Here is a 26,709-nt window from a genome sequence, read left to right as displayed (position 1 = left end):
GTGGTATCCCCGCTTCAGCCCCGCAAGTCGTATCTCAATTCCGCATAGCACACACTTCAGCTGGTTTAGTTGCAGTAACATCTGATTCAAATGAATAAAATGAACAGCAACGATATTATTTACTTTTCCTGTGTGTTTTTTTAATTAAAATACCATTTTTATAGGTGACAGAACAAAAAGCATCATCAAATTTATCCAACGGAGGTGGTCCATCAGGAAAAATTCTCTGTAGTTGTACAGCTGTCTGAACAGGCCCAAACTCGCCCAAGCCGTGTCCTATTGCCTGAGGAGACATTTTGCTAAAAACCTCATTAACATAACCTTTGATATACACATCAGGAAGCAGTCGGGATAAACGGCAAACAAAACTTCCACCTCCACCATAAGCGGAAAAACATGAAACAAGTCTTATGCAATGTATTGTTTTTAAATCCACGACCGTCTTGAGCCAGTCATGCAGCATTCCTGGGCTATAAAGAGCATCACCAACGTAAAGCCCGCCCTGACCACTTTTATAGGGACTGCCATGAACATCTATATTTAATCTGATCTGACCTTTATGCACTTGCTTATATAGCGTCAGGGGTGAGCGCGTGTGAAAAATGAACTTTATATCAGTCATTGGTTTTTTCATAACATTAACGTCTCTTTATTTGATAACATCTCATCTAGTATCGATTATACGGCGATGCTAGCATTACTATACTTAGATCTCATCGGGGTCTTCATATATAGGTTCATTGCGATGAAAATTATAATAATGTATCACCAATATGATAATCTTCATCAACTCTGAAATTACTACTAATGGACCATGATGTATCGCAAAAACATCATTTACGTGACGCAATCTAATATCCAAAACCTAGATTGCAATGACAGTTCGCCAGTATCCCCGCCTACCAATTAACGAGCAGACCCAACGGCTAAACGAGTCCGTTCTATTTTATGGCGTAGTGATATAGCCCCATATCCAGACCTGCTCCAGCGGTGAGAGTTTAGTTACTATCACTCAGATAATTAATGGACACAGCCTAGGCTATATAGATGTTTACGGCATATGTGTTAATAACTAACGTCTCATCTATTCTTCCTACCACTCTATAAAAATTATAGACATCATGATTTGCATAACCAGCCCTGCCAGTATTTATATTTAATGGATCATGAAGTATTATTTCATTGCGTTTTGTATTAACACCAACGATAAGAACATAGTGATTAACTCCACCTAAAAAACCAAAGTCAGCCATACCTAACTTTCCCGAGGCAATGATGGGACCATGTTTTAAAAGAGCTTTTTTATAGCATTCAATATCAGAAGGAATTAAGATCTTATGGCAAAAACTTCCTTCAGGAGAAAATCCATAGCTAAGTCTGTTTCTTTTTACTTTTCCTTTTAAAATCGAATCAGGAATGGTATTTTTTTTACAATACCAGCCCAGCAGTGCATCCTGACAATACCATCCACAATTTAAGTCAACAAAGCCTCCGATTCCTGGACGCCACTGATGTTTCATCTCTACTTTATAAAAAAAATCCATAAATCACCTTTTACATCCTTCCCGCCCTGAAGGGCGGGGTTTTACGGCGCATAGAGGTTTTTCACTCCAAGGGTACTCTCTTTCCTGAATATTTTTCAGTTTTACAATTTCCACTGACAAACTTTACCCGCCATTTGTCAGGAAGTTTCAGCAGGCCACCTGATACCAGTCGAATCATAGAGTCTACAAATCCAACCCCCTCATGTCCGAATATAGTCACTGCAGATCTTTTATATGCAGACATGTAGCCAACTTTAATATCAAAGAATAACTCTTCCTTTATCTCTGATAGGTAAGACGAAGCTCCTAAGTTGCAACACTTAAAGCTAATTATGCCTACCGCCTCTAGGCCTAAGTCAGATAATAGTTCTACAAAACTAAAAGGGGATATCAATCCAATTCCTGGAGCCCTTAAAAATTTAGAGTCAGCATGTGAAATAACTATTAATTTATCGTCTATTGTCACATTAGAGAGCTCTTTACCTGTAAACCCTCCATTTTCATTAATCATTCTAACGTTGATTATATTTTTACTGTTAATATTGTATCTTTTTGTATACGCTTTTATGCAACTCTTTAAAGGGGTGCCCCTATCATCTAAAACTAACAGGAAAACTTTATTCCACATAACATATACTCTTAGCTCTTATAGTTTGCTTTGATCATAACAGTATTAAACGTCATAATTTCATTACGAATTTCATCAAACAGAGAGTTACTTTTCATGTATTCTGCCCGCTTGCGGATGGGATTACAGTCTCTTTGCGTAAAGGTTGGACTAGAAGATAGTAAAACTGACCTTCTTGGTTCCTGCTTGAATATTCCCTATAATTCACTGTAACGTGCAAAAAATTGCCATTTTCCAGATAAAAATCTCGTAACATCATGAGAACATGATTTTTTAATTATATTGGTCATGGTCAAGTGACATAATTCTACTTTTAAATATAACTTCTAATTATTCCTTTCGGCTAATAACTATTTTACTAAAAGATACATTTATACAATCATCAATTATTTTTTATAATATGGCACACATCAGCATCATCATATGTTTTTCTTGGTGTGTACGTATTCAGCATTTCAGAAAAAACTTGTTGATGTGAAACCTCTTTGAAATTATTCCAGAATAACAAATTATCTTTAACTTCGGTGATATGTCTATGCCTGAATAACCACCGTAACTCACTCGCTGTCACACTTCTTCCCTCCTGACCACTTTTATTTGATATTGCTGATATATTCAGTCCATCAGTGAAAAAGTGAACCTTTGATTTCAGTATAAGTAACTGATACTCAAGGCCGCACTTGCTTGTTTTCTTGAATACATTTATCCTATCTTTATGGATGTTATTTACAAAAAGGAAAGCAACATTATATCTTTCATGATTGCTGATATGTTCACTAAACCCCCTGACTCTCTCATTATTACGTTTCAATCTGAAGAAATGATCTGAGTAACTCCATATATCATTAGTTAGGTCCGCTTGTTCGATATAGCTTATATCTTTCCACCTAGATTTTGTTATTATATGAAGCTTTATTTTTTTTATTATATATGCAATACCAAAAATCAGATCGCCATCTTTTATTTTTATATCAATTTCACGATATTTATTAGTCCAGATTCTTTTCATTAATAATCCTTGGACTTACTCACAAAATATATAAAATGAATATTATTAAGTATTTTATTAATGTTTTGTACGAAGCTCTCCAAGTTGGCACTGTAATTCATCGATCTGATGTTCAATTATCTCTAGTTGTAGTTCACGTTCTTTCTTATCACTGATTTGATTATTATATGTAAGTGCAATTCTGGTGCTAACCGGGATACCATCTTTTAGTAAAATATTTTTCATATCATACGCTATGCTTTTCAACTCAGATATTGTAATATACCCGCCATGTTTCTCTGTGGCATTCAGTTTTTTTTCAAAGTCTTCAATTTTTTGTTTAAGTTGAATCCAGTTGTCATTATATGTAGACTGTCCTGAGCATTGTGCATATTCCATAGCGAGATCTGAAAGAGAACTTTCTGGTATACTTTGTTTTATACGCCATGCAATTTCAGGATTTTCTAAATAGGATAAGCATGCTTGAATTAAAACTCCACAGGCAAATGCAAATGTCAACGGGATATAATAACGCAATACATCTTTTCTTTTCCGATTTATCTTTACAGGGGGGGGGGGAATTGGAAATGTCTCGGTAACTGATTGTGAAATTTTTTCAGATTGTGGATAGGACACGGATTTTTTTTTCACCCTTTTCCTGCATCTAAGTTCTGAAAGCAAATTTTTAATAACAACAGATTTCCCTGAGAGAAGGGTATGCTCAACTTCTGACAATAGTTCAAGAGAGTCCTCAAACATACATAAAGACGACGGAGTCTGTTCATCACTAGAAAAAAGACTGATAACTGGAATAACCTTTCTAATATACCAGTCTATAATTTGAGCTCTCATATGGCAGGCTGATGCAGGAGGCCAACATTTTTTTTCCTTAACAAAACATTCAGCAAATTTCCAAGATGCATCAGCTAAGCCTTCCCAACTATATAGCTGAGAGGCTATCAAGCAGTACCATGCACCGGCCTGAAGATCATATCCTTTATCATGGAACAGGGATAAACACCTTTTTTCCAGAGTTATCCAGTAGACCCGTTCATGTTGTCCTGGTTTGAGGCTATTTATACTGTAACTTAGCCAGAGAAACTCATTATTCTGTCTTGGATCCGTTATATTAATTTCAAGTTCGGTTAAAGATGTTATTTTCATTCTATCAATCACATGAAGCTAGTTTTTCATTATATTTAAGCAGTACTATTTTATTCTTTCTCACCGTCAGTTGGACTTTATGTGTCTTCATAATGCTGGAGTTGACGAGGTAGATGGCAAGCACAGGGAGAACAGAGGAGTCTAATATGGCATCTGTTTCTCGAGCGCCAGACTGCTCATGCCGGCAATTATTTACTATCCAGTTAATGACGGACTCTCCATAAATAATTTTAATCCGGTGCTCTGACGCTTCCTCAAATCGAATACATATATCATCGAGTTTACGTTGTATTATTTTTCTCAGGTTTACCATTTTTAATGGTATAAATGGAATTAAAGTGACCCTTCCCATAAATGCCGCACCAAAGTGATTTTCAAATAAAGGTATAAGTTTATTTCTAAGATACTCAGGTTCCCTTTCCCCTTCCATCCATGCATCTATAATTTCATTACTCGCAAAATTAGATGTCATAATAATGAGGCAGTTTCTGAAACTGACCATTTTACCTTCTGCATCCTCTATAACGCCGGAATCAAATATCTGATAAAATAATTCAATAACATCTGGATGGGCTTTTTCGATCTCATCAAGGAGAATAACACTGTATGGATTATGGCTTACTCGTTCAGTAAGAAGCCCCCCTTGACCGAAACCGACATATCCAGGAGGAGAACCTTTAAGAGTAGAAACAGTATGTGCCTCCTGAAACTCTGTCATATTAATGGTGATCAAATTTTTATCTCCACCATAAACCAGATCAGCCAACACCCGCGCCGTTTCTGTTTTTCCCGTACCAGAAGGCCCTGCTAGTAAAAAAACACCATCAGGTTTTTCAGGTTTCTTGAGATTAGTACGACAGACAAGGATCCGTGATGCCATGACAGACATAGCATGATTCTGACCGAAAATGTGTTGCTGTAGACGGGGAAGTAACCCTGCGGATTTTTGTTGCTCTGTTTCTAGACATGTGCCCAGCGGAACGCCTGTCCAGCCAGATATAACATCTGCTACACAGGCTTTATCCACACAATCAAACACAAGAGGATTGTCCCTTACATACGCGTTTTCTAGTTCTTTTCTGAGAGAATTTTGAGCAAACAGATCCTGTGAATCCTGTATCTTATTGACCAGTTCTTTCTGATTAAGCCACGCAGCTTCCAGTTGTGCCAGTGTCTCCTCAAGATGAATAATCTGTTTCTGAAGATGCTGTTGGCGGGAGGTATCTGTTCTCTCTCGTTCTAATGCAGCGAGTTCCACCTGTATTCTGCTAAGCCTTGCTTGAATATTTTGGACTACGTCCGGCACTCCGGTCTGGGATACCTTCACCCTTGAACAGGCAGTGTCCAGCAATGTGATAGATTTATCCGGCTGGTGACCACCGCTTAGATAGCGGTCAGATAAATGTACTGCGGCATTGACAGCGTCTTCCCTTATTCGGACATTGTGATGTTTTTCCATAATCGGCAGAAGTCTACGTAAAATAGCTGCTGTGACTTCAGTTTCAGGTTCAGGTACCTTTACAATTTGAAAACGTCTGGAAAGGGCCCCATCCTTTTCAAAGAATTTTTTGTACTCACTCCAGGTAGTTGCTGCGATAACTCGCAATTCCCCACGGGCAAGTGCCGGCTTAAGCAAATTGGCTGCATCTGTCTGGCCTGGTATTCCCCCTGCACCGGTTAGAGCATGTGCTTCATCAATGAACAAAATAATTGAGTTATTTGAATGAGTTAGCTCATTTAAAAGTGTTTTGAGCCGGTTTTCAAATTCTCCTCTTACGTTGGTCCCCGCAAGTAAAGCGCCCATGTCGAGAGCAAGGATCTTCGTATTTTTAAGTTCATCAGGAACATCACCTGACGCTATTCTCAGGGCTAAACCTTCAACAATACTGGTCTTTCCCACTCCAGGTTCACCAGTTAGAACAGGGTTATTCTGTCTTCGGCGAAGCAATATATCTATAAGCTGGCGTATTTCTTGCTCTCTACCTGTAACAGGATCAAGCTCTCCTCGTTCTGCCATCAAAGAGTAATTCGCAGTGTATTGCTCAATGACTTCATGCTGATGAACGGCGACAGAAGGCATAACCTGTTTTATGCCACAGGAAAAAGAGCGGAGTATTTTCTCAGCCTCTTCGATATCACAGCGTAAACTGTCTGACACTGTATGCGGTAATACGGAAGAACCAGTATTTAAAATAGCAGCAAGTAATACTGGTATATCAAGTTGTTCTGATAACCATTTTGTACTTGCATGAAGCCAAGCCTTTTCGAGTAACTCTTCCAGAGATTCAGAAAATACAGGATGTAACTGAGTAAATATATTTACTCTGAGTAATTCTTTTTCGACTGCCACAAGAACAGCATCAGGATGAAAATTTGCACTGTCCGAAAGTTTCTTTTTAATCTGCTCAGACCGCTGTAAAATAATATATAGCAAATGTAAAGTATCAACTTCAGCATGCGAGCGTGATGCTGCAAAACTAATTGCAGAGTCCAGATAGCTTCTGCTTTCTGGAGTTAATTTATTTTTAATAAATCTCAGATAAAAACTCACTTTATTATTCCTGTAATATCGGACACGTTGTTATATTTTTCGGTAAATTGGATAACCATCCCATATGCTTCTGTTTTTTTTCTGCAAGTAGTTTACCGAACAATTCACTCTGTAATTCATCTTGACCATCAATTTGTTTTTTTAGCTGAGACCATTCCATATAAGCTTGGTTAACAGCAGTTGCGTCATCAATTTTATAACGGATAAGAATACTTTTAATATTAATTGCATTAAGAACGTTTTTTGTCTCCGCTGGAAAATCCTCTGTTAGCAACTCAGATTCCCCAAAAGAAAATTTTTTAATGAAATCATCCCATGCCGAATCACCAGAAAATATATAACTGACGGAGAAAGCCGGAAACTCAATATTGATATTCACATTACGACACTGTCCTGGATACCAAGTAAAAACAGCGGAATCGGCAAAATTCATGCTTCGGAGTTCACTATTACCTGTTTTACAATCAAGTTTTAGATACGTTCCTATTGGCTTAATGCGTGAACTACCGGAAATTGTTGCCGGAGCGCTGTTTACTGTAACTTTGTAGGGCTGTGACTCTAGTTTCTGTAGCCTTTCATTCAGAATAGTCAACTGTCCCTGAAGGTCCTTCAATTGATCCTTATCATGTGTACGCTCCTGTAACTGCACATCAAGTAGGTCATCAGGTGTAACTACTTTATTGATAAGATGAACAAATGAGGGTTCAAAAGGTATAGTTCGCCCCTTAAAAGAAATAAGCCGAACTCCCTCAGGATCTAGGGTCATTAACCCCTTTGCTGGCCCATTCAAAAAATCAATAATATGCTGATAAGTGTCGTCTTGCATTATTTCGTGGCTAACATTACTTGGCCTTGTGTTTAGTGGATGTAATACAGAATGTTTCCACTCTTCATTAATCCAGCAACTAGTCCTGCCGATAGCATTATCGAGAAGCAGGTAAACCTGTTTCCCGTAAATATCCCAGATAGCATCCATCACTGGATCATTCTGACCAGTATCGAAAAGAGACTTAAGCTTTTCGAATTTTGAAAACACTAGCCAAAGTTTACTATTTTTACCTAGGTTATTTTCTGAAAAAAAAGTTTCCTTTATCAAATTCACTGAGGATGAGGTATTCATCTCTTCATTTACAGCCGCATGGAGCGCATCCTGCCATTCCCACCATGCTGTAAGGCGCCCTGGTGTTTCTGGCAACTGACTACTGTTAAATAAAGATATTAACCTAGTCCGTAACATCAGATCAGATTGTTTTATCTGGCGTATTAGATTGTTCTCACGTACAAGTGAATGCAGGCGGTAAAACAGTCGGAAATCAGTCAGCCAATCCTGTGCTAAAGTGACCGGGATATCCTGCAATTCTTGTTCTATAAACTGAAAAAACTTCTTTTCAGGTGTACGATTCTGAACTATATCCGTTAGTTCCTGGGAAGTCATCAGCCTATGATATGAATGCTGGCGAGTATTACTCGCAGCTAAGATAAATTGCCGGAAATTGTCCTGTTGGCTGTTATGAAAATGCTGTATAAACGAGGTAAGTCCTTCTGGAACATTTCTTTTTCCGTATGCCTCTGTTATTAATGTATACCACTTATAGAGCATATTTTTCCCTTGACGAGTCCATATACCAGAAAGGACGACGGCAGGATCTGCATCTACCCAGAAATCACTCAGTTTAATATCCTGAATTCCTGAATAATCGGATATAAGCCATTCATAAGTAGGATCGCTGTTAATCAATTCAGTCAGAAGTTCCCTTAGTTCCTGTAGTTTTCTACCACCTCCAGATTCCTGTATCACCGTGTTTTCGACAGCAAGTGCTGTGATATAGGTAAGGTCATTCTCTGTTCTTGTCAGTCTCAATGACTCTGGTATTTTCGGCTCCTTGCTCAATATATACAACTGGGAGTTATTTCTCATTTTCTCCCAAGTTATGAGCGATGTGGCAAGAGACAAAATCATATCTCGTTTGTTCTGTGGTGAAGCAACTCTATATTTATCTTTATATTTCTCAACAATTTCCGATACAGATCGGCTCTGATATTTAGTATGTAGACGAAGTTTTTCATTAAGCTGTAAATACTTCATCCTCAGTACCGGACTAAAAGGTAAATAGATAGGCGAAGACTGAAAATATTTTTCATTCCGTAATAACGCTTGTGTCAATAATTCCGAATTTGTAACTGAGGATATAGGCGTAAGTTGTGAGATTCTGTATGCACTATATCCTAAAATACTCAGTATAGTTAGAGCTATAGCTGACTGAAAAACTATTTGTTTTTTTAATTTCCTTTCTGGTTGGGTATTTAATATATGTGTTTTTTGTAACAAATTAAAAACTAGCGAATCAGGAAAATTATTTTGGAAATTATTACCCGGTTCCGCCCCTATCAACCAAACTCCATAGAGGCGTGCAGTAGAAAAATATGCATTCTGTACACAAAAAGTGGATAAAAAAACTTTCAATGATTCATTAATATCCATCATTCTTTCAGGAAGTTTTAGAAGAGTATTTTTTTCTAGATCACAAAGAGAATCATCAATAGTCCGAAATATTGTCTCACTAATACCTTTTTTTAGTGAATGCAATATAAGTGAAGAATTCTGATTAACGTCACATTCAGAAAAAAGGTCTTCAGAGCAGAAAAAGCCTGGTAATTTTTTTTTATCTTTCTTTAAAAGAAGGTTTTCTAGAATAGAAAAACCATACAGTTTATCACACCCACTGATTATGAGGTTGACAGGAATATTATATTGCAGTTTTGACGACAGTTGCTCCGTAAAACTTCTGTATTTTTGGGCCATTTCTTGAACACTAGTACTATCAGGATTAAGTAACTGTTCAAGTGGAATGACTATAATCATTCCGGAAGGTGGTTTTTTTTTAGATATTCTGGATGTTAGTGTTCTTATAACTATACTGAATAGTCTTGGATCTGCATATATTCTTCCTGATAACTCAAGAATACTAAAATTATGAAAAAACCACCAACACAGAGAACGTACTGGCTGAGTGAAATTGTTTTTTTTTGTACAGTGAAAAATAGGTTTCCTGACTCCATTAAGCAATGAGCCATTATTTTCTGTATACCCGGTTAACAAAAACCATGGCACGTTACCATTTGCATTTTTATTCAAAATCTTCAGATTTTTTCTTTGATATGAATAAATTACCGATACTCTATTTTTTTTGTGATATTTATTTAAATATCCATCTGTATTTCTTTTTTGAAAAAAAGATAGTATATTTTTAGTAATCCATTTCAATACTAATGTTGTGAAGGTTATTAAAATCCAGTATATTATTATTGTTAAATCAGGCCAATTTTTTATCACTCCAATTATATAACAAACAGAAAAAATAATAACAGATACAATTAACAATAGACACAGGTTCAACGTTTTCTTAAGCATAGCTGTGATTTATTTTATATATATAAGTACTGACAATATTAAATATATGGTAATAACACTCATTAATAATAAAAAAATATTAAAATGTTTGTTTTTTTTATTACATCTGTTCTCCTCTACACAGGAATCCTCAGCATCTAGTTCATATTGGCTTCGTAGCTTAGTAATATAGCTGCTAATTTCATTTTTACTACTGACTGAATATTTTCCTCTAAACCCTAATAAAAGACAAAAAAGAAATATATAGCCTGATTTATTTTTTGCTCCAATAATACGATCCAGTATGTTGAAAAACTCAACTCCTCCGGTAGAATGGCCAAAATATTTTATTTGTAAAAGATTATCACGCCATATTTTTTTGAAAGGAAGTTCTGAACATAATATTACTTCATCAACCATAACTATTATAGCGTAAAAAGCAGAGTCACTTTCACTATCACTGATGCTGATTTTTTCTGTTTCACGCACAGCTTTCTCAATTGCATCTATAATACACTCTCGGGTAGTTTCGTAGTCCGAATATTTTTCAGGTTCAGACCTAAGTGAAGTAATAAGTATAAATACAGGCATATAACACTCAAGAAGATTCACTATCACCTCCTGAATAATATAAAAATAACAAGTTCTAATCTTAATTATATTTATGAATCCGGATTTTTATATATTATACGCAGCTACCTGAACCAACTCGACTTGAAGATCTTCCGGACTACAGGACCAATAGAAAGCAAGTTTTTTGTGTGTTTCTGCTTTCTTCCATAATTCTGAATTCATATCTAATTTCAATAATACAATATTTTCACGCTCTCCCCCTACATCTGCATTAGTTAAAGTGATCCCTGGAAGAGCATGTTGGATAATCATATTTATATGATCATGCGGAGCAATTTTTATCTCTGAAAAATAGAAAGAACTGGTTGCTTTATTTTTAAATGAATCTGATTTTAGTTTAATAAAATATTGTGAATTTTCTTTCATGAGCCATTCATTAAAATCACAGACTAGCGTATCAGTAGTTATATGATTAAATGCTAGGATCATATTTTTATCGCAACATAAATCATCCATAAGTAATCTCAAATAACGATGAATATCTCTGAAACATGAAAACTGGGAAAAATGTTTGTATGTTAAATCTCCGACTTCCAGTTTACTGGATTTATTACTATCAAAAGAAGATATTTCACCAACTAGTTGCCGCAATTCCATGTAGTATAACCACGGGTGGGTGATATCATCATTAAGAAAAAATGCAAGCATAGGCAACGTTCTGTTGATGGCGCATAGTATAAGTAAATATACAAAATCGCCGTCCCCTAAAGACTGGCCGGCATATCTGTACTCCTCTAGTTTGCACTTGTAATTATGAAGATCTGAGTAGATTTCCGCAGTTTTTTTCTTAAGTACTGAATCAGCAGAGATTCTTAGAGAAGGAAATGTACATTCTGGATCAATTATTATTCTGTTTCCTTCATGAATAATTCTTGTCAGTGGCAGAAATTCACAGTCCGTACTATTATTTTTCTCTTCATCTGTAACAATCTGTACATCGTATTTTATTCTTGTAATGCCTACTTCTGGACTTTCATGATAAATATCCCGCATGATGATCTCATTTTCAGAACTGACCCACCTAGTGGAGCCTCTTTTATCTTTTGAGCTGGAAACATTGGCATGTTTAGAATTAAATCGTTTGAGAGCAATCCATAAATTAATAAATTTCTCATCTGAATTTCTCATAAATGACAAGCATTTATCTGGTAATATGCAGTTGCCAGGATATTCTAGATAATAACCTGAAGGTAAAATTGCTTTTATCTGCTCAATTCTCAGTGTGAACTCATTCAGAAGCCCGTCATTTATCACGCATTCAAAGTACCCCTGATTATAGGGTTGTGATAACTGTCTGCATCTAGCAAGCATAAAGCTGTGATGCAAATCGATAGACTGAAAATGCTGAGGTTGTAAATAAAGACCAGAATACCAATATACTTGTTGTTGTTCTTCCAACATGAAATAATCTCTTTGATTTTCAAATTGCTTTAATTGACTCTTTCCCTAAATATATTTTCTTAACAAGAGGGGCTAGTGATGCATGCCATGTTTTGTTCCACCATCCATCTTCAGTTATCTCAACCGGTATTTCGAAAAGTGACATATGTTGTTTCCCCGGAAAAGGGTAATAACCGGCAATAATGCTGACATATTTGGCCCCTTCACTGCGGTCGATGTGGAGTGACAGTTCTTGTCCTGGCATCGCTGTATATTTATCCACTTTCAGAATACCATCGGCTTTACCGACACTACTGAAAAATTGTTTAATCAGCACAGGATTGCTCATCAGATCCTGAAGAGTCTTTTTTTCTGATGATTGGAATATCAGCAGTGAACAACTATTCGATATATCGTCCCAGGCATTTAATTGTGGATCCGACGAAATATGAAGAGTTATCGCCCCGGCACTAAAAGAGGGGATAACATTATTGATAGCTTGTGTTTTCCTTTCCTGTTCATAAAGCTCACCCGAGCAAGCAGATATCAGAATTGGAAAAATTACAACTGCTATAAACCGGCGCATTACAGTCATCGTCTTTCTACCCTTTTAAAATACGATTAATCTGCTCCATGGACGCTTCATCTATGAGTAATTCTTCAAGCCACTCAGCCATGGACATTTTCGACCAACGTACAGCGCGTTCAAGAAGATAAGGCACAGGACTTGTAGGCTCAGTCTGGCGAAAAAATTGCGCAATTTTTTCTAATTTCTCCACAGCGTTATCTCTTGTCATTGATGTTACGGGTATAACTCTTTCTGACAAACAAAGATCCTGTACGGCGAGTCTGCTGCTATCAGCCTTTTCTACATCGTTTTTCAGTGGTTTATTATCCATTTCTTCCTGTGGTAGGAATCGAGACAGAAGCTCAGTTAACTCACTAATGGTCTGTCTGGTTTTGCTGAAAATATTATGTATATCTTCATGTGTATGAAAGAAATAACAGGCTTCTACTTCATCAAGCCCTGTAGGTAAATCATAAAACTGGATTAGCTGTTTCCTGATATCTTGGGAGGAGTAATTACAGACAGCTTTTCTGTACGCCTCCACAGAATAATTTCCTTCAGTAGGAATAAGATCCTCTCGCCGTTCTGCTGAAATACTGGCAGAATGCTCAAAGGATAGGGCTTTATACCAGTTAAAATGTGTTATTTCTTTGTTCCCTAGGAGGGGGTATTCTTTAAGGATATCTGATAAATCCCCATCTAAACGAACAAGCTTGCTGTAACGGATTTCCAGCCCTTCATCATGTGACGGCCAGCAGGCAGACCAGAATATAGAAATAAACTTGGCCAGAAACCCTAATCCCTGTCGCATTCCTTCCAAGCCATACAGTTTTGTCAGCGCTTCGACGTACCAGCAACTGACTTGTATATCTTTGCTTTGATAGAGTAATACATGCTCACAAAGTCTGCGTACTTTTTTCCAGTCCGCGCGGCGGGGTTCACTTACAGCCCATTCCCCCTGAACAATGTAATCTGGATCATTTTGCCTAGCGTCGCGTATTTCAGCGTATACAGGATCATATTCAATATCATATCCTGTCGGAGAGTCCGCCCCAATCGGCAGTAATAACTTATCCGTCTTTAATTCGTTCATCTTTCATCCCAGTAAAACCACCGGGCATCCGGTAACAATTGTGCCCCCATGAGCACAAGTATCGCCCATTCGTGCTGCCGGTTTATTACCTATAAAAACTTTAGAACTGCCCATAATGACTGTATCAATAGCTCCGGTACACAAAGCTATGGTACCTAACGTGGCTGCAGGTAATCCTCCAATGATGACAACTGGCGCTCCAGAAGGTAACAGTGGCCCTCCGACATGAGGTACAGGCGGTACACCTGGAGTAATCATCGGACAGACATGCATATCTGTAATCCTGGCAGCTGGCTGAAGCATTTGATATCTCCTTACTAATGACTGCAACACCACTTCTGGAAAAGCATTTTCACAGCTTCAGCAGGAGTGTCTGAAGTGATAACTAACTGGTTTATTAATATAGCGTGAAGAATTTGTTTTATAGCTCCTTCTGGGGCATTAATCGGATCATATTCAGGCAGGCCCATGCTACCTCCGGACATGAACAAGGCCAGACCAAGAGCACCGGCCTGTGTGGTAAAGCCCAGCTCCTCAGATTTCGTATAGATTTCTCTCCGTAGCTCATCATCGTGATCCCGCCACATCATAATATCCTTCAAAATCTCACTAAATTCTGCACTGACTGAAGGTGCAATTACTTTAGCAAGCCATCTAATAAAATCTAATGGTTTAATACTCATTACCCATATTTCGATGGCAACCTGCCAATTTCCATTAATTAAATTTTCCTCAACGCAACAAATTATTTCCTTCAGAGGAGTTATTGTATTTTTTTTCATAGAGAAAACATTATCCAATGTTAATTAAACCTCCTTTAATCAGCGTCATTGCAGAACCTTGGAGCGTCATGACAGCTCCTTTCATCTCCGTAACTGCCTGTCCTTCTAGTTTAACCATCGCTCCTTTAATCTCTATCATAGCCTGTCCTTCTAATTTAATAGATGTTCCTTTTATGTTTATACCTGAAGGTGATAGAGTTATTTCATTATTGCCAACTTTCAGTTGAACAGACTGGGTAGATTCTAGCGTGAGTTTTTTATCTGTTATAATATTCCCAGAACCACCTGAAACTATGAGATCATAATTCCCGTTCGAAACTTTAATGTTTATATTTCCTTTAACCTCCCTTTGAAGGTCTCCCTGATTTATAAAAAGAATATCATCTCCTTTTCTTATTTCAGATGTACGCCCGGCAGCGATAGTTAAAGACATCAAGTTATCTATATTACTAACCATGTCTTTCTTAACTGTCAGATAGAAATCACCGGATGAAGATAAGGTTGTTCTTTCGTCACCTCTTTTATCATCAAAGACTAACTGATGACCTTCCTCTTTTCCTCCGTTATTTACACTACGGGTGATGAAACCGGATTTGTTTTTATTTCCTGGCAGAGGAAAAAGAGGTTTATTCTGACCGTTGTAAACTGACCCTACAATGACTGGATAATCAGGATCTCCCTGAATAAAACTCACCAATACCTCACTTCCGATTCGGGGAATAAACTGGCTACCAAATCCAGATCCTGACCATGGCTGAGATACTCTGACCCAACAGGATGTTTTTTCCGACCCTGAAAGAGCCTCTTTCCCCCAGAGAAAGCGGATTTTGACGCGTCCATATTCATCGGTAAAAATATCTTCAGATTCAGGGCCAACGACTCTGGCAAGCAGTACACCCGGTATAACCGGCGTACCATTTTTGGGTCGAGCAGTGAGCACCTTTCTGTTATCAACTGCTTGGATTCTGCATTTAAACTCACCAACAGAGGCACCATAATTGTTCTCTGCTCTAATCAGAAGTGAAGTAATCCTATAATCTACTATTTTATCTTTTTTGTGAACCAGTTTAAAACGTTCACCACATGCTAGCCACCATGAACAAGTTTCCCCCTGCCATGTCTGTATTTGGCTATCATGATATGCCATGATTGTTTCAGATTTTTTCTTTATACAATCTCGGTTTCCGTCAGGAATAATATCCTCATAACTGCATTTTTTAGCATTAATACAGGAATCTGAGCTTTCTGTTTTTATAGTTATATCAGTGGTGTTTTTTTCATTATATCCCGTTATAGATACACTCGAGTTTTTCAATTCAGATGAACTGGACCACTCCCATATATACCCAGGTTGAAACATATGTTCACTCGGCAAATAATTCAGCGTTGCTGGGTATGCATCTGGATGGGACACAGACTCATCCACAAGGACCATAGTATGAGAATCTTTTTTATGTATAAAAAAATAACAAATACCTGCATCAGACAAAATACGATCAATAAAATCAAGATCAGATTCTCTGTACTGAATTCTGTATTCCATTACTGGAGGAACATTACAAAGTCTGATATCTGGATGGCGGAACTTGTGCTGCTGTAGAATAATAGTAACGATATCAGATACAGTTACATTTGACCAAACGCGACTCCTTTTCCCGCCCCCCAACTCTGCAAACTCTGGTTGCAATGTGAGAATACAAATGCGTTGCTCGCTGTTATCATCACTGTACTCAATTCGTGTGATAATGCCATGTATAAACCGAGATGGAAATGATGAGTTCTTATCCCCTATTTCGCAGCATAAAGTTTGCCCCTGTAATGCAGTTAGAGCGTTGTTATCTGCTAAAGTCAGGCATCTAAGTTTGTAGAAAAAGGGGGCCGAAATTGATTCGTGGCCTTCAATTTCAAGAGGCTGTAAAAAAGATGCTGAACTACCGTGCAACTGTAGGAAATGCTGCTGGTAATGTTCTGAAAAATACATGGAGCTTACTCACTTAGTGATACGAAAACAACGGGGTTTCTGGTTCTCTTTTCCAGAACCAAGAGAAATATTTAAACCGAGTTTTTTACCTGAATTCAACAGATTATCTGTTTCAAAAGGCTGAACCAATATTATGACCGTAAATTCAGGCGTAACACCTATATATGATCGGATCTGCTGACGTACGCGCTGGTGAAACGGGCCTCCGGGCATAAATTTCAGCGCCCTTTCATAATCAATAGGACCGAGGACTACATCAAAATGTGAATCGACCCTCCATCGGACATGACCGATAACGGGCCCGTCTCTCAGAGAATACTTACAATATCCCAACCTTCCCTGTTCTTCCTGTTCCACATTCTCATGGCGCCCACGAAAAGGGTGTATGGTTACAGTGAGTTGATATAATAAGGATAGTAGTTGTTCAAGCCCAGATAGAGATCTTACCGACTGTGCGTAGAGTGATGTATATGCTTGCCCTGTTAGACTTAGTGTATTTTTGGATATGCCCGCCAGAGACAAAATAACATTATTAAGAACACTATCTTCCAGTTTGTTTTCATCACTGGGCAGACGCATTTTCTGCCACGCCAAATAAGACAGGCAGTACATCCGGTGGTTAAACATATCAATAAAAGCTTTTGGGGCTGTATCATTGTAACGTATTTTTCGTTCAATCAGCCATTCTGTATATGCTACAGGCAGGATACCGGTGGCACCAGTCAGCCCGTTGTCATAAACAGAAAAATAATAAATTCCACTTTTTTCATCTTTCGTAATTTTATCAATTTGGCCATCATGGGCGTCTAGGGATAGAGTGGATGAAAATCTAAAATGTTTATCAACTGCTTCAGAAATACTGTCATTTTGTTTGCGAACTTTAGCTAGAAGAATACGTATCTGTTTGAAGAAACTGAATTTATTTCTTATATTTATCATAGCCATGATAACTTGCCTGCTCTTACCGGCCAGACTTTTCGTGTATGCTCTGCATGTTCAATAACCGTAATTACACGTGTAAAACTATTTACAGGGGCATGTAATCCAAGAAAACGATCCAGAAAAGTGCAAAAAAGAAAACATTCAGGATGCATCCAGGCATCCTGTGAAAGAATGACGGTAATATTGATCCCATTTGCAGTAACAGGAGGGCATATACCTGGTAAACGAGATGAAACAGGGGTCACCTGAAGATCTTTAATCCAGCTTATAAATGTTGTTACTTCTTGGGTATTGTTATAATTATATATAGATAACATTTCTCGCAGAACCATTGCACCATCAGTGCCACTAAGCAATACGTGGTTAAGTGATAACTGAGATATAACTCTCCAGTTAAGTCCGGACAATGTGATAGCTGGACGCATCTTGGATGGCCGTGTCAGTGCTGTTATCCGCAAATCAGCAACTGGAATATCAGAATCAAAATCTCCGTCTGGATCTCCATTATTCATTGATGAGGGGATATCACCATTTGTACAGATAACATCTATAGATAGTACATCCCCTGATAGTATCTCTGGTTTGTTTCCCCCATCATCAGTTAGGCGAATATATACATTTTCTTCAAATTTCTCATTTCCCCCTCGGCAGTGAGAGCTGTGCCAGAATATATTATATGATCTCTCCGACATCATGTGTTCTAGCCCAAATAAAGGACGCAGCGGTATCGCTTTAACTGAATCGTTATTCTGCCGGTGTAGCGTAACTTTATGCACAGACCAAATTTGAACTTCCCCTCTACGGTGCAAATCAACATTCAACTGATGTTCATCGTTATCACCCGATAACCTCAATGGTTCCGTTTTTTTTTCAAAAAGATTTACTATGGGTGCACAGTTTATTTTGAATATATCCTTATTGATATAGTTTACTATTTTATCAGGTTCATAACGGGATGATGTTTTTTTCAATACAGTAGTTATCTTTAGTGATTCGCCTGAACGAAAAGTAATTTCAGAACCAAATTTAATATCAATAAAATTGAATTTTTCAGGAAATGAAAAATAATCTAATACAAGATGATGTATGTGAGAAACATTACCATTTTGCGGTAATGTCGTTTCATTTTCATCAAAGCCAACACATGATATACGAGGCTTTATTTCATATAGCACATTATCATTTTTCTCTATAACGATATGGTCTGACTCGGAACACAATAACGTATAAATCATTCCTGTTATATTTGCAGGGCCATTCAGGTAAAATCTAATATAATTAGTTGCAAGATCAACCCTGTCCCAGAAATGCATATTTATCTCAATTTTCCATAAAGAAGACTTTTTATCATAGTACAGCTTTGCGTCGTTGGTAGTCGCTGGAACAATCGTAAGTGGGTATACCGTCCGAAAATGACATTGTGTGCTGATTTTATGTCTAGTAAAAATCTGAGCTCCTGCTGGAAGCTGGTAAAGAGTAGTCATGCCACTAGAATTCGGATCTGGCTCGATAGAAACAACGCATGAGGAGGGATAATTATACAAAAACTGTGGTGCCAAGTTCAGCAGCAGCGCCTCCATGACTTCCGGTAAATCCTCATCTAGCCTCTGATGGATTCTTGAGCTTAGAAAGGCAAATGATTCTGTGAGTCTTTCAATATGAGGATCTTCTGAAGTACCATGGTGGTATCCTAGACGTCTGGCAATCTTTGGATATTTTCGGGAAAACTCCTCTCCATGCTTTTTAAGAAAAGAAAGCTCTTTTTGATAGTAAAGTAAGAGTTTATTCATACAGTGAAAATTCGCCTGAGTTTTTATCCCACTTAATCAAAAACTTTATTTTATCCTTAAAGAACATGGCTGTTACTAAAAACATTGAATAATTTCCATCAGAAAAATGGCACTCAACAAACGGTTCAACCAACCTCTGTTCATAACGCTGGAGTGCCTTTAAAATTCTTGCTGAAATTTCCGTATTAACAACAGCACTATATTCTTCTGTTAAGTCGGTATATAAAGAATAACTGACGCCATAATTCAAAACTGAATCACTCACGAGAGGAATATCCTCCATATTCATATATAAAGGACGAGATGATAATAACATCCTCAATTCACTTTTCAGGTCCTCACGGGGCTCAGAATTAAACACGTCTACTTCTAAACTAGGGTCATCATCCCGTAAACGCTGGAGAAAGGAACGCATCTAGCCGGTCTTTTATGCCAGTTTCTTCTCAGGTATGCTGTAAACTATTGGCCCCACCTTTGCCAGAGCGCCGTCCTCCTTATCTGGTACCTGCAGGGTGACTTCAACTTTATCTCCTGGAGTAAAGGAAATTCGGGTATATAGAACCCCTTCCTCATCATTTTTCAGCACTACTTCATGAAGATGACAGTCGTGATAAATAATTTTAGAGGATTCATATGAATCACTGAATTTGTTGCTGCTCCTGCATACAGTTTCAATTACAATGTTTTTATGTCCACGCTTCAGAAATGTCTCCAGTAGTGCTCCCGTTCCCTGAGAGGCAACAAGGCTGAGAGTGGTCACATCAAAAACAGGGCCATCAATGCCAGCGTAGAGCTGAAGCCCAGTCGGATTATAACCTTCGAACCACTCTTTATACTGCGCTTCTTCTGAAGCACCAGGAAGAACTTTTCCGTCAACTGTTACTTTTACAAACTCACTACCGCTATGTTTGGCCATAATATCCTCTTAACTGACACTTGCTGGTAAATCGGCGACAAGACGTAATGACATGCTTAAACCTTCCAACTGAAAATGAGGTCTTATCCAAGCGATCGCACGATAATTTCCAGGGCTACCTGGAATTTCAACTACTTCAATGGATGCTTCACGCAGTGGATAACGAGCTTTAGTTTCCTGTCCTGCATTATCTGACGCTACCACATATTGCATGATCCAGTTCTGAAGATATGCCTGACATTCCGCCCTTGAAATAAAACTACCCACTTTATCACGCACAATAGATTTCAAATAATGTGCAAAACGGGAAGTTGCCAAAATATACTGGAGCTGACAGGACAACTTCGCATTAGCGTTCGCTTGATCAGAATTATAGAGGCGGGGTTTATTGACAGACTGAACAGCAAAGAATGCTGCGAAATCCGTCCCTTTACAATAAACAAGCGGAATAAACCCCAAGTCAGATAATTCCTTTTCCCGGCGGTCTGAGATAGCAACTTCAGTCGGACATTGCAGAAGCCGCTCTCCGGTATAAGACACATAGTTATACGCAGGCAGCGATTTAACAAGTCCGCCTCCTTCGACGCCACGTATAGCTGCACACCATCCATATTCCTCAAAAGCATCAACAATTCGGCAGGCAAGTTCAAAAGCCGTGTTTATCCACAGATAGTCCTTTCCTGTGCTGTTTTCATTTATGCGTTCTTCAAAATTGAATGTCTCTGCCGGAACCGTTTTCATTCCATATGGCAAACGCCCTAGATACTGAGGCAGTGTAAGACCGACATAACGACTGTCATCTGTCTGCCTGAAACTACGCCATCGGGCATAATCAGTTGTTTCAAACAATTTGGCCAGATCTCGTGGATAAGGTAATTCACTGAAGGTGTTCATGGACAACATCCCCGGTGAAACGGCACTCAAAAAAGGAGCATGGGCACTGGCTGCGACATGAGAGATATGTTCCAGTAAATCAATATCTTGTGGCGTGTTATCAAAATAAAAATTCCCCACAAAAACTGAATATGGGGTTCCTCCAAAAGTACCATATTCGCTTTCATAAATGTTTTTAAACAACACAGACTGATCGAAATCAGAGGCAGACTTAAAATCCTTAAGTAATTCCTTTTTAGTACAGTGTAATACCGTATATTTTACATTTTCTGTCGTACTTGCCTGAACAAGTTTAAATAATCCCGTCCATGCTGATTCTGTTTTCTGAAATTCAGACGCATGCATAACAATGCTAAGCTGCTCTGACATTAGTTCATCTATTTCTGCAATCCGCCTTTCGATGCTTCCAACTAGATCACTGGAAACAACCAGAGTTCCAGAAACAACTTCGGACAGAAAATTATTCACCTGTAATTTAAAGCGACTTCTTTCAGATTCCTGCCTTACAGCCCAAGTATTATTAATAATATCTTCAAGGCAATCATCTGTGGCATACTGCTTTTCATTCTGGATATATGATTGTGTTGTTGCCATAGTTATCCCTTAATTTTCACCTACGCCAGAATTACCCTGAATATTTTCCAACAACTCTTGAAGTTTTTCTTTCAGTTTTTCATTACTTGCTGCTCTATTACGCAGCTCACAAAGCTGTTCTCGTAATTCTGATAGCTTTTTCAGGCATGGTATTTGTTGAATAACACGATCGGGGGAAAAATCATCCCTGCACTTAAATTCAAGTGATATATTAAGTTTTCCTTCGTTTCCAGGAAGAACACTATCAACAAGAAAATGGGCTTCTGGACACATTGATGCCATAACTTCATCAAAATTATCCTTGTTTACGCTGATGAATTTTCGCTCCCGCAGTGGGGACTCTGTAGATGAATATTCCCCCAGAACACCAATGACTAGAGGTAATTCCTTCGCAGTTTCTGCCCCCCCAGTCTCAACATCATACGTTATCTGAACTCTGGGGGGGCGGGCTTTATCAAGTTTATGTTGCGTATTACTCACTTCCTTCTAATCCTGTATTTAAATACAAAGTTCTACTCGTTGTAATAAAATAACGGAGTAGATTATGTATACATAACTTAAGTAAAGAATAGCTACCGCACTCATTTACTTAAATGAGTATAAATTAGCATCCACATAGTTTAACCTTACTGCGCCATGTTTTTCAATATATAATATCAATGCGATACAATAAACCAAATTAATTAAATAAATCGACTAAAAATGACATAAGTAGATGAAATAATAAAACCATTAGCTACAATAGCTCAACATACAAAAGTAAAAAACTCACATCAATACAAAATTTTATTTTTTTATATCTATAACTAATATAATTTCGTCTTACCATTATTCTAAAAAAACAATAACAAGCAAAAAAATATCTTTTTATGGTGTTTCAGAAGAATTAATACGATATAATAAACACAGATACGACATACGCTGTTTACTTAAATCATAGAGCAGTTAAGGCAATATCAAGCACCTGTACCCAAAACCTGTAACACTCCTCCTCAAAGAGCAATATTAAGCAAAAAACGACGTAACCCTCGCCTGCAAGGTAGTCATCACCAAAAACGAGATATACATATCAACGCCTTCCTTTCAGTGCTATAGCTTTGATACACCCCCAGTCTCTCTGATTTCTTTAGCCGTGAAACCGACAAAAGACCAACGCGCAAGGACAGTGCATCGTCCTGCTTTAGCTTGCCTTGCGGGTTTGGGTGACTAGGAGGTATATTTTACTGGAAGGTGAAAAGAACAGAGCAGCCACACAAATAAAAGAAATGAAAATGGTTACCTACGCCGCCCCAGCGCTGACATCGCAGAGCGGGCGCGGTGACCTTACACCAGATGAGGTGCCTTGGGAGACCATTCAGGATCCACTCCGCGACTTGCAGCAATTGGATGCTCAAGCCGGCGACATCGGGATAGATGCCTTCCAGAGCGGAGACAGCCCCTCTCCCCGCATTACAAGCGACAGAATGAGACAATTCAGGATAAGAAGCAATGGCGCGGTAAAATAGGGGCTAAGAACGGATTCTGTTTTTGAGGTTGATTTCTTAAACATCAATATAAATGGCGTAGTTTTCCTCCGCTTTTTATCCTGTTCGTGTTGCCAGCGGATTTGCGGGGATGAGTAATGACAATCTTATTTTACCAATGGTACCGGATTTAAAGGTTCTAGGGGAGATAGTAGTAGGAATAATGTCAATGAAGGATTAACGAAGTTTTATAGTTCTGGTATTTATGTATGGTATGAGGGGAAGTAGCATAAATCAGGATAACCCACCAAAAGGAAAAGTGGTAACTGATTCATTATGGATTACGCAGATAAAATGACTATCAAAACACGATAATAACCGACTTGGAGATACCCCAGTCTATCTGATAATGGATGATATTTCTTATGTTCGAAGTTGATTATCGACCCTGTAAATAATTCTGTGTAACTGCCGCCGTATTAAAGGTGGTCGCTAAGGCGGTCACCGAACTCGATAATAAAACGGCTCATTGCCAGCCGCCAGTTCTGGATTGGCATACTCCATTTTTTTGACGCCGACTGTATCGCCAGATAAATCACTTTTCGCACCGAGTCGTCTGTTGGGAACACCTTGCGCTTCTTTATCGCCTGCCGAATGACGCTGTTCAGCGATTCGATGGCATTCGTCGTGTAGATGGCCTTGCGGATATCCGGTGGGTAACCGAAGAAGGTGTTGAGATTTTCCCAGTGTGTGCGCCAGCTCTTGCTGATTTGCGGGTATTTTTCATCCCAGACGCCTGCAAACTTATCCAACGCCATCAACGCCGCTTCCTCTGTCGGGGCCTGATATACCGCTTTCAGCCCGCTGGTGACGGCTTTGTAATCCTTCCACGACACGAATTTCAGGCTGTTGCGCACCATATGGATGATGCAGAGCTGAATATGCGTCTGCGGGTACACGCTATTTATCGCTTCCGGGAAGCCTTTCAGGCCGTCCACGCAGGCAATCAGGATGTCCTGAAGGCCACGATTTTTCAGCTCAGTCAGTACACCCAGCTAGAACTTTGCACCTTCATTTTCTGCCAGCCACATACCCAGCAGCTCTTTCTGACCGTCGGTATTGATGCCCAGCGCGAGGAACACCGCTTTGTTAATGACACTCCCGCCGTGACGAACCTTAACCACAAAAAAGTCAAGATAAACAATGGGATACAGTGCATCCAACGGTCGGTTTTGCCATTCAGAGACCTGTTCTTTAACCGCATCGGTCACTTTGGATATCAGCGTGGGCGAGACATCGGCGTCGTACATTTCTTTGAACGTGGCAACGATTTCCCGCGTAGTCATGCCTTTGGCATACAGGGACAAAATCTGGCTGTCCATCTGGGTGATGTGTGTCTGATGCTTCTTAATTAGTTGCGGTTCGAAGGTATTTTCACGGTTACGCGGCGTGTTAAGTTCGATCTCGCCATCATCGCACAATACCGTTTTTGACGAGTAGCCATTACGGGTATTAGAGCCTGATTTAGGAGCATTTTTCTCATGACCGAGATGGTCAGTCAGTTCTGCATTGAGCGCCGTTTCGACGGTAAGCTTTGTCAACATGCGTGAAAACTGGTTGAGGTCTTAAGGCCTTTAGCCAGTTCAGCCGCAAGGGCTTTAACTTTCTTTTCGTCCATTGTTTGCCTGTCTCCGTTGTTGGAGTGAACATATCAAAAACAGGCAATTACACAATTTTAATTACAGTCTCTGATTATCCTGTGTGCCAAGGCCTTGTCTTTAAGAACAGGGATATAAGGCACAGTTTTCAGGCGTGTAATAAATGCTCTAGATAAGGATACGAATGACGTTGCTTTTTTATATTATGGCTTATCTTACTAGGAGCGGCTTAGAAGCTCTGCAGTGAAGACATCATATTTTTTCTTTATCTTGACTTTAGAACACTTAACTCGTAGTTCCTCCTCCTTTTATAGCTTATGAATTTCATTAGGGATTTCTGCTAGAATCCCCAAAGGCTATTCATTGTCCTGTAATTTGGCTACACTCCGCACGGTCTCTGGGGTTGCATACCCCATGGCTGGCGGTGGTGCCGTTCCGGGCGCGTTACGGCGACCACCGAAATTTCGTTTTTTACGCTCATTTCGTTTTTTCCCCAATACTAGCACTGACCAATCACCGATTTATTCCCCTTCCCTGTTATCATCAAGCTCGGCAAAATAGTCACTCAGAAAACGTCTTTTGCATTTTGGCCACTGGCCACTGGCCAGTGCGACACCACGGCCAGTGTTGTGTGTTTTTCGTACCAAAATGCACGAGATTGCGGAGATTAAAAAATTGAGCCTGATACCACACAATCTGGAACAGATTTCACGTAGCGCGATCGGTTTGCCTGGTGACTATGCGCGTGCAGTTCGGTTGCGTGAAATGGCCATCGCCGCCGATTTGGATGTGCCCCGCTATTTATTGGCGCCGGAAATTTCGGTGCTGCTGAGCTTCCTTCCCGATTTGCGCCAGCGGGTATTGATTGAAACATTATGGAACACTGGTGCTCGGATCAACGAAGCATTGGCCCTCACACCCAGTGATTTTTTTTCAATGGAGATATGCCTTTTGTCAGACTGCGGACATTGAAGCAACGAGCACCGCGATCGCGAGGACGACCGACGAAAGAAGAACAGTAAGAAGTGCCGTTTCGGGCTGTGCCTTTGCCCGATGAAGATTACGTTCGACGCCTGCAGGAGTATTTTGCGACGTTTCGTTTATTAACGCGTTGAGCCACACCGATGTGGGATGTGGCCAGTCAAGAGACACCACGTAACTGGCTAAAAGCGGCGGTGGAAAGAGCAGAGCGTGAACGGAAACGTCAGGAACTGCTTCAGTTAATCGCCGGAGAGGTTTTCTCACCGGAAGAACTGCTTGGTCTGTCCGAAGAAGCACCAAAATCACGTAAAAAAACGTTACCAAAAGCGCCACCCAAGTATCAATTTGAAGAAAATGGTGAAACGAAATATTGGTCTGGTCGTGGACGTGCGCCAAAACCGATTAATGAAGCGTTGAAAGCCGGGCGTTCTCTGGAAGATTTTCGTATCAATAAGAGTTTGAACGGAGTAACAGATGAGCAGTAATATGGCAAGGATATAGTTTTATATCATCATTTTGTTAAGGGAGAAAATCCATGAGTAATACATCCTACAAACAAATTATCCCTGCGACAGACTGGTATTTTCGTCACGATAATGTCTCCGGTGTGGCAGGAAAGTCCACAGTATACCAACTGGCTGCATGGATTTGCCCCTATATTTCCAGACATCTGTTATCACTTAACCCATTACAGGCCCGCTGCCGCAGATATTCCCGTGGCGAGCGATAACCCAACGCACTATGCGGATGCCATTCGTTATAATGCTC

21 protein-coding genes and 2 pseudogenes are annotated in these 26,709 nt (G+C 39.2%); 2 read left to right on the top strand and 21 right to left on the bottom strand.

From position 1 onward, the window contains the following. Window positions 1–115: 115 nt before the first annotated feature. The 21 genes and pseudogenes from C7B16_RS19895 to C7B16_RS19790 form a co-directional block, all read right to left on the bottom strand. Entirely contained in the window at window positions 116–634 is a 519-nt protein-coding gene (locus C7B16_RS19895; protein ID WP_258182582.1) for an IS66 family insertion sequence element accessory protein TnpB, read from the bottom strand. A 400-nt stretch (window positions 635–1,034) separates the two neighbouring features. Next, window positions 1,035–1,544 (bottom strand): kinesin, encoded by a 510-nt coding sequence (locus C7B16_RS19890; protein WP_107180042.1) that lies wholly within the window; start codon window positions 1,542–1,544, stop codon window positions 1,035–1,037. Window positions 1,545–1,605: 61 nt separating this feature from the next. Continuing rightward, on the bottom strand, window positions 1,606–2,172 hold the full coding sequence (locus C7B16_RS19885) for a hypothetical protein (protein WP_107180041.1): 567 nt from the start codon (window positions 2,170–2,172) through the stop codon (window positions 1,606–1,608). A 382-nt stretch (window positions 2,173–2,554) separates the two neighbouring features. Then, window positions 2,555–3,181 carry a hypothetical protein gene (locus C7B16_RS19880; protein WP_107180040.1) on the bottom strand — a complete coding sequence of 209 codons (627 nt, stop codon included), beginning with the start codon at window positions 3,179–3,181 and terminating at the stop codon, window positions 2,555–2,557. A 57-nt stretch (window positions 3,182–3,238) separates the two neighbouring features. Beyond that, window positions 3,239–4,324, bottom strand: a complete 1,086-nt coding sequence (locus C7B16_RS19875; RefSeq protein ID WP_143192613.1) for a VasL domain-containing protein — start codon at window positions 4,322–4,324, stop codon at window positions 3,239–3,241. 4 nt (window positions 4,325–4,328) lie between these two features. Then, a complete protein-coding gene (gene tssH, locus C7B16_RS19870) occupies window positions 4,329–6,875 on the bottom strand; it encodes a type VI secretion system ATPase TssH (RefSeq protein ID WP_107180038.1) in 2,547 nt (848 codons plus the stop codon). Between the two features lie 4 nt (window positions 6,876–6,879). Beyond that, entirely contained in the window at window positions 6,880–10,287 is a 3,408-nt protein-coding gene (locus C7B16_RS19865) for a type VI secretion protein IcmF/TssM N-terminal domain-containing protein (RefSeq protein ID WP_107180037.1), read from the bottom strand. A gap of 9 nt (window positions 10,288–10,296) precedes the next feature. Next, window positions 10,297–10,878 (bottom strand): DotU family type IV/VI secretion system protein, encoded by a 582-nt coding sequence (locus tag C7B16_RS19860; protein ID WP_258182581.1) that lies wholly within the window; start codon window positions 10,876–10,878, stop codon window positions 10,297–10,299. Window positions 10,879–10,944: 66 nt separating this feature from the next. Next, a complete protein-coding gene (tssK, locus tag C7B16_RS19855) occupies window positions 10,945–12,300 on the bottom strand; it encodes a type VI secretion system baseplate subunit TssK (protein ID WP_107180036.1) in 1,356 nt (451 codons plus the stop codon). Window positions 12,301–12,319: 19 nt separating this feature from the next. Next, on the bottom strand, window positions 12,320–12,874 hold the full coding sequence (locus C7B16_RS19850; RefSeq protein ID WP_107180035.1) for a type VI secretion lipoprotein TssJ: 555 nt from the start codon (window positions 12,872–12,874) through the stop codon (window positions 12,320–12,322). Window positions 12,875–12,881: 7 nt separating this feature from the next. Then, window positions 12,882–13,940: a type VI secretion system protein TssA gene (gene tssA, locus C7B16_RS19845; RefSeq protein WP_107180034.1), complete on the bottom strand. Its 1,059-nt coding sequence runs from the start codon at window positions 13,938–13,940 to the stop codon at window positions 12,882–12,884. Between the two features lie 3 nt (window positions 13,941–13,943). After that, window positions 13,944–14,243 (bottom strand): PAAR domain-containing protein, encoded by a 300-nt coding sequence (locus tag C7B16_RS19840; protein ID WP_107180033.1) that lies wholly within the window; start codon window positions 14,241–14,243, stop codon window positions 13,944–13,946. Window positions 14,244–14,257: 14 nt separating this feature from the next. Continuing rightward, entirely contained in the window at window positions 14,258–14,722 is a 465-nt protein-coding gene (locus C7B16_RS19835; RefSeq protein ID WP_107180032.1) for a DUF6931 family protein, read from the bottom strand. Between the two features lie 10 nt (window positions 14,723–14,732). After that, window positions 14,733–16,703: a type VI secretion system Vgr family protein gene (locus tag C7B16_RS19830; RefSeq protein ID WP_107180031.1), complete on the bottom strand. Its 1,971-nt coding sequence runs from the start codon at window positions 16,701–16,703 to the stop codon at window positions 14,733–14,735. 9 nt (window positions 16,704–16,712) lie between these two features. After that, window positions 16,713–17,648, bottom strand: coding sequence for a type VI secretion system baseplate subunit TssG (tssG, locus tag C7B16_RS19825; protein ID WP_107180030.1), 936 nt, complete (start codon window positions 17,646–17,648; stop codon window positions 16,713–16,715). Further along, window positions 17,639–19,435 (bottom strand): type VI secretion system baseplate subunit TssF, encoded by a 1,797-nt coding sequence (gene tssF / locus C7B16_RS19820; RefSeq protein ID WP_107180029.1) that lies wholly within the window; start codon window positions 19,433–19,435, stop codon window positions 17,639–17,641. The genes tssG and tssF overlap by 10 nt, the downstream gene beginning before the upstream one ends. Beyond that, on the bottom strand, window positions 19,428–19,700 hold the full coding sequence (locus tag C7B16_RS25415; RefSeq protein ID WP_258182580.1) for a pantothenate synthetase: 273 nt from the start codon (window positions 19,698–19,700) through the stop codon (window positions 19,428–19,430). Before C7B16_RS25415 ends, tssF begins: the two co-directional genes overlap by 8 nt. Before the next feature lie 162 nt (window positions 19,701–19,862). After that, window positions 19,863–20,351 (bottom strand): hypothetical protein, encoded by a 489-nt coding sequence (locus C7B16_RS19810; RefSeq protein ID WP_107180027.1) that lies wholly within the window; start codon window positions 20,349–20,351, stop codon window positions 19,863–19,865. Between the two features lie 9 nt (window positions 20,352–20,360). Further along, window positions 20,361–21,839 (bottom strand): type VI secretion system contractile sheath large subunit, encoded by a 1,479-nt coding sequence (gene tssC, locus C7B16_RS19805; RefSeq protein WP_375122101.1) that lies wholly within the window; start codon window positions 21,837–21,839, stop codon window positions 20,361–20,363. A 9-nt stretch (window positions 21,840–21,848) separates the two neighbouring features. Beyond that, window positions 21,849–22,319, bottom strand: a complete 471-nt coding sequence (tssB, locus tag C7B16_RS19800; protein ID WP_107180025.1) for a type VI secretion system contractile sheath small subunit — start codon at window positions 22,317–22,319, stop codon at window positions 21,849–21,851. Window positions 22,320–23,781: 1,462 nt separating this feature from the next. Continuing rightward, window positions 23,782–24,980 (bottom strand): annotated as a pseudogene (locus C7B16_RS19790) (IS256 family transposase). Between the two features lie 559 nt (window positions 24,981–25,539). Between C7B16_RS19790 and C7B16_RS25410 the strand changes: the two are divergent. Together C7B16_RS25410 and C7B16_RS24865 are read left to right on the top strand one after the other, a co-directional pair. Then, window positions 25,540–25,932, top strand: a complete 393-nt coding sequence (locus C7B16_RS25410; RefSeq protein WP_258182579.1) for a tyrosine-type recombinase/integrase — start codon at window positions 25,540–25,542, stop codon at window positions 25,930–25,932. A gap of 194 nt (window positions 25,933–26,126) precedes the next feature. Then, window positions 26,127–26,426, top strand: a pseudogene (locus tag C7B16_RS24865) (H-NS family nucleoid-associated regulatory protein); the annotation flags it as partial. Window positions 26,427–26,709: the final 283 nt, after the last annotated feature.

This window comes from Escherichia sp. 20412-1 (assembly GCF_003027595.1).
GTDB classification, from domain to species: Bacteria; Pseudomonadota; Gammaproteobacteria; order Enterobacterales; family Enterobacteriaceae; genus Escherichia; species Escherichia marmotae.
The sequence above is the reverse complement of the archived record's forward strand: the minus strand, read 5'-3'. Positions and strand labels throughout refer to the sequence as shown.

What these genes read in the sequence shown, in the direction of transcription:
- C7B16_RS19830 (WP_107180031.1), bottom strand. Translation starts at nt 16,703, where the DNA reads ATGTATTTTTCAGAACATTACCAGCAGCATTTCCTACAGTTGCACGGT.
- C7B16_RS19895 (WP_258182582.1), bottom strand. Translation starts at nt 634, where the DNA reads ATGAAAAAACCAATGACTGATATAAAGTTCATTTTTCACACGCGCTCA.
- C7B16_RS19875 (WP_143192613.1), bottom strand. Translation starts at nt 4,324, where the DNA reads ATGAAAATAACATCTTTAACCGAACTTGAAATTAATATAACGGATCCA.
- tssC (WP_375122101.1), bottom strand. Translation starts at nt 21,839, where the DNA reads ATGGCAACAACACAATCATATATCCAGAATGAAAAGCAGTATGCCACA.
- tssA (WP_107180034.1), bottom strand. Translation starts at nt 13,940, where the DNA reads ATGAACGAATTAAAGACGGATAAGTTATTACTGCCGATTGGGGCGGAC.
- C7B16_RS19880 (WP_107180040.1), bottom strand. Translation starts at nt 3,181, where the DNA reads ATGAAAAGAATCTGGACTAATAAATATCGTGAAATTGATATAAAAATA.
- C7B16_RS19810 (WP_107180027.1), bottom strand. Translation starts at nt 20,351, where the DNA reads ATGGCCAAACATAGCGGTAGTGAGTTTGTAAAAGTAACAGTTGACGGA.
- C7B16_RS19840 (WP_107180033.1), bottom strand. Translation starts at nt 14,243, where the DNA reads ATGCTTCAGCCAGCTGCCAGGATTACAGATATGCATGTCTGTCCGATG.
- C7B16_RS19850 (WP_107180035.1), bottom strand. Translation starts at nt 12,874, where the DNA reads ATGACTGTAATGCGCCGGTTTATAGCAGTTGTAATTTTTCCAATTCTG.
- C7B16_RS19865 (WP_107180037.1), bottom strand. Translation starts at nt 10,287, where the DNA reads ATGCTTAAGAAAACGTTGAACCTGTGTCTATTGTTAATTGTATCTGTT.
- C7B16_RS19890 (WP_107180042.1), bottom strand. Translation starts at nt 1,544, where the DNA reads ATGGATTTTTTTTATAAAGTAGAGATGAAACATCAGTGGCGTCCAGGA.
- tssK (WP_107180036.1), bottom strand. Translation starts at nt 12,300, where the DNA reads ATGTTGGAAGAACAACAACAAGTATATTGGTATTCTGGTCTTTATTTA.
- tssF (WP_107180029.1), bottom strand. Translation starts at nt 19,435, where the DNA reads ATGAATAAACTCTTACTTTACTATCAAAAAGAGCTTTCTTTTCTTAAA.
- tssG (WP_107180030.1), bottom strand. Translation starts at nt 17,648, where the DNA reads ATGGCTATGATAAATATAAGAAATAAATTCAGTTTCTTCAAACAGATA.
- C7B16_RS19885 (WP_107180041.1), bottom strand. Translation starts at nt 2,172, where the DNA reads ATGTGGAATAAAGTTTTCCTGTTAGTTTTAGATGATAGGGGCACCCCT.
- C7B16_RS19835 (WP_107180032.1), bottom strand. Translation starts at nt 14,722, where the DNA reads ATGAAAAAAAATACAATAACTCCTCTGAAGGAAATAATTTGTTGCGTT.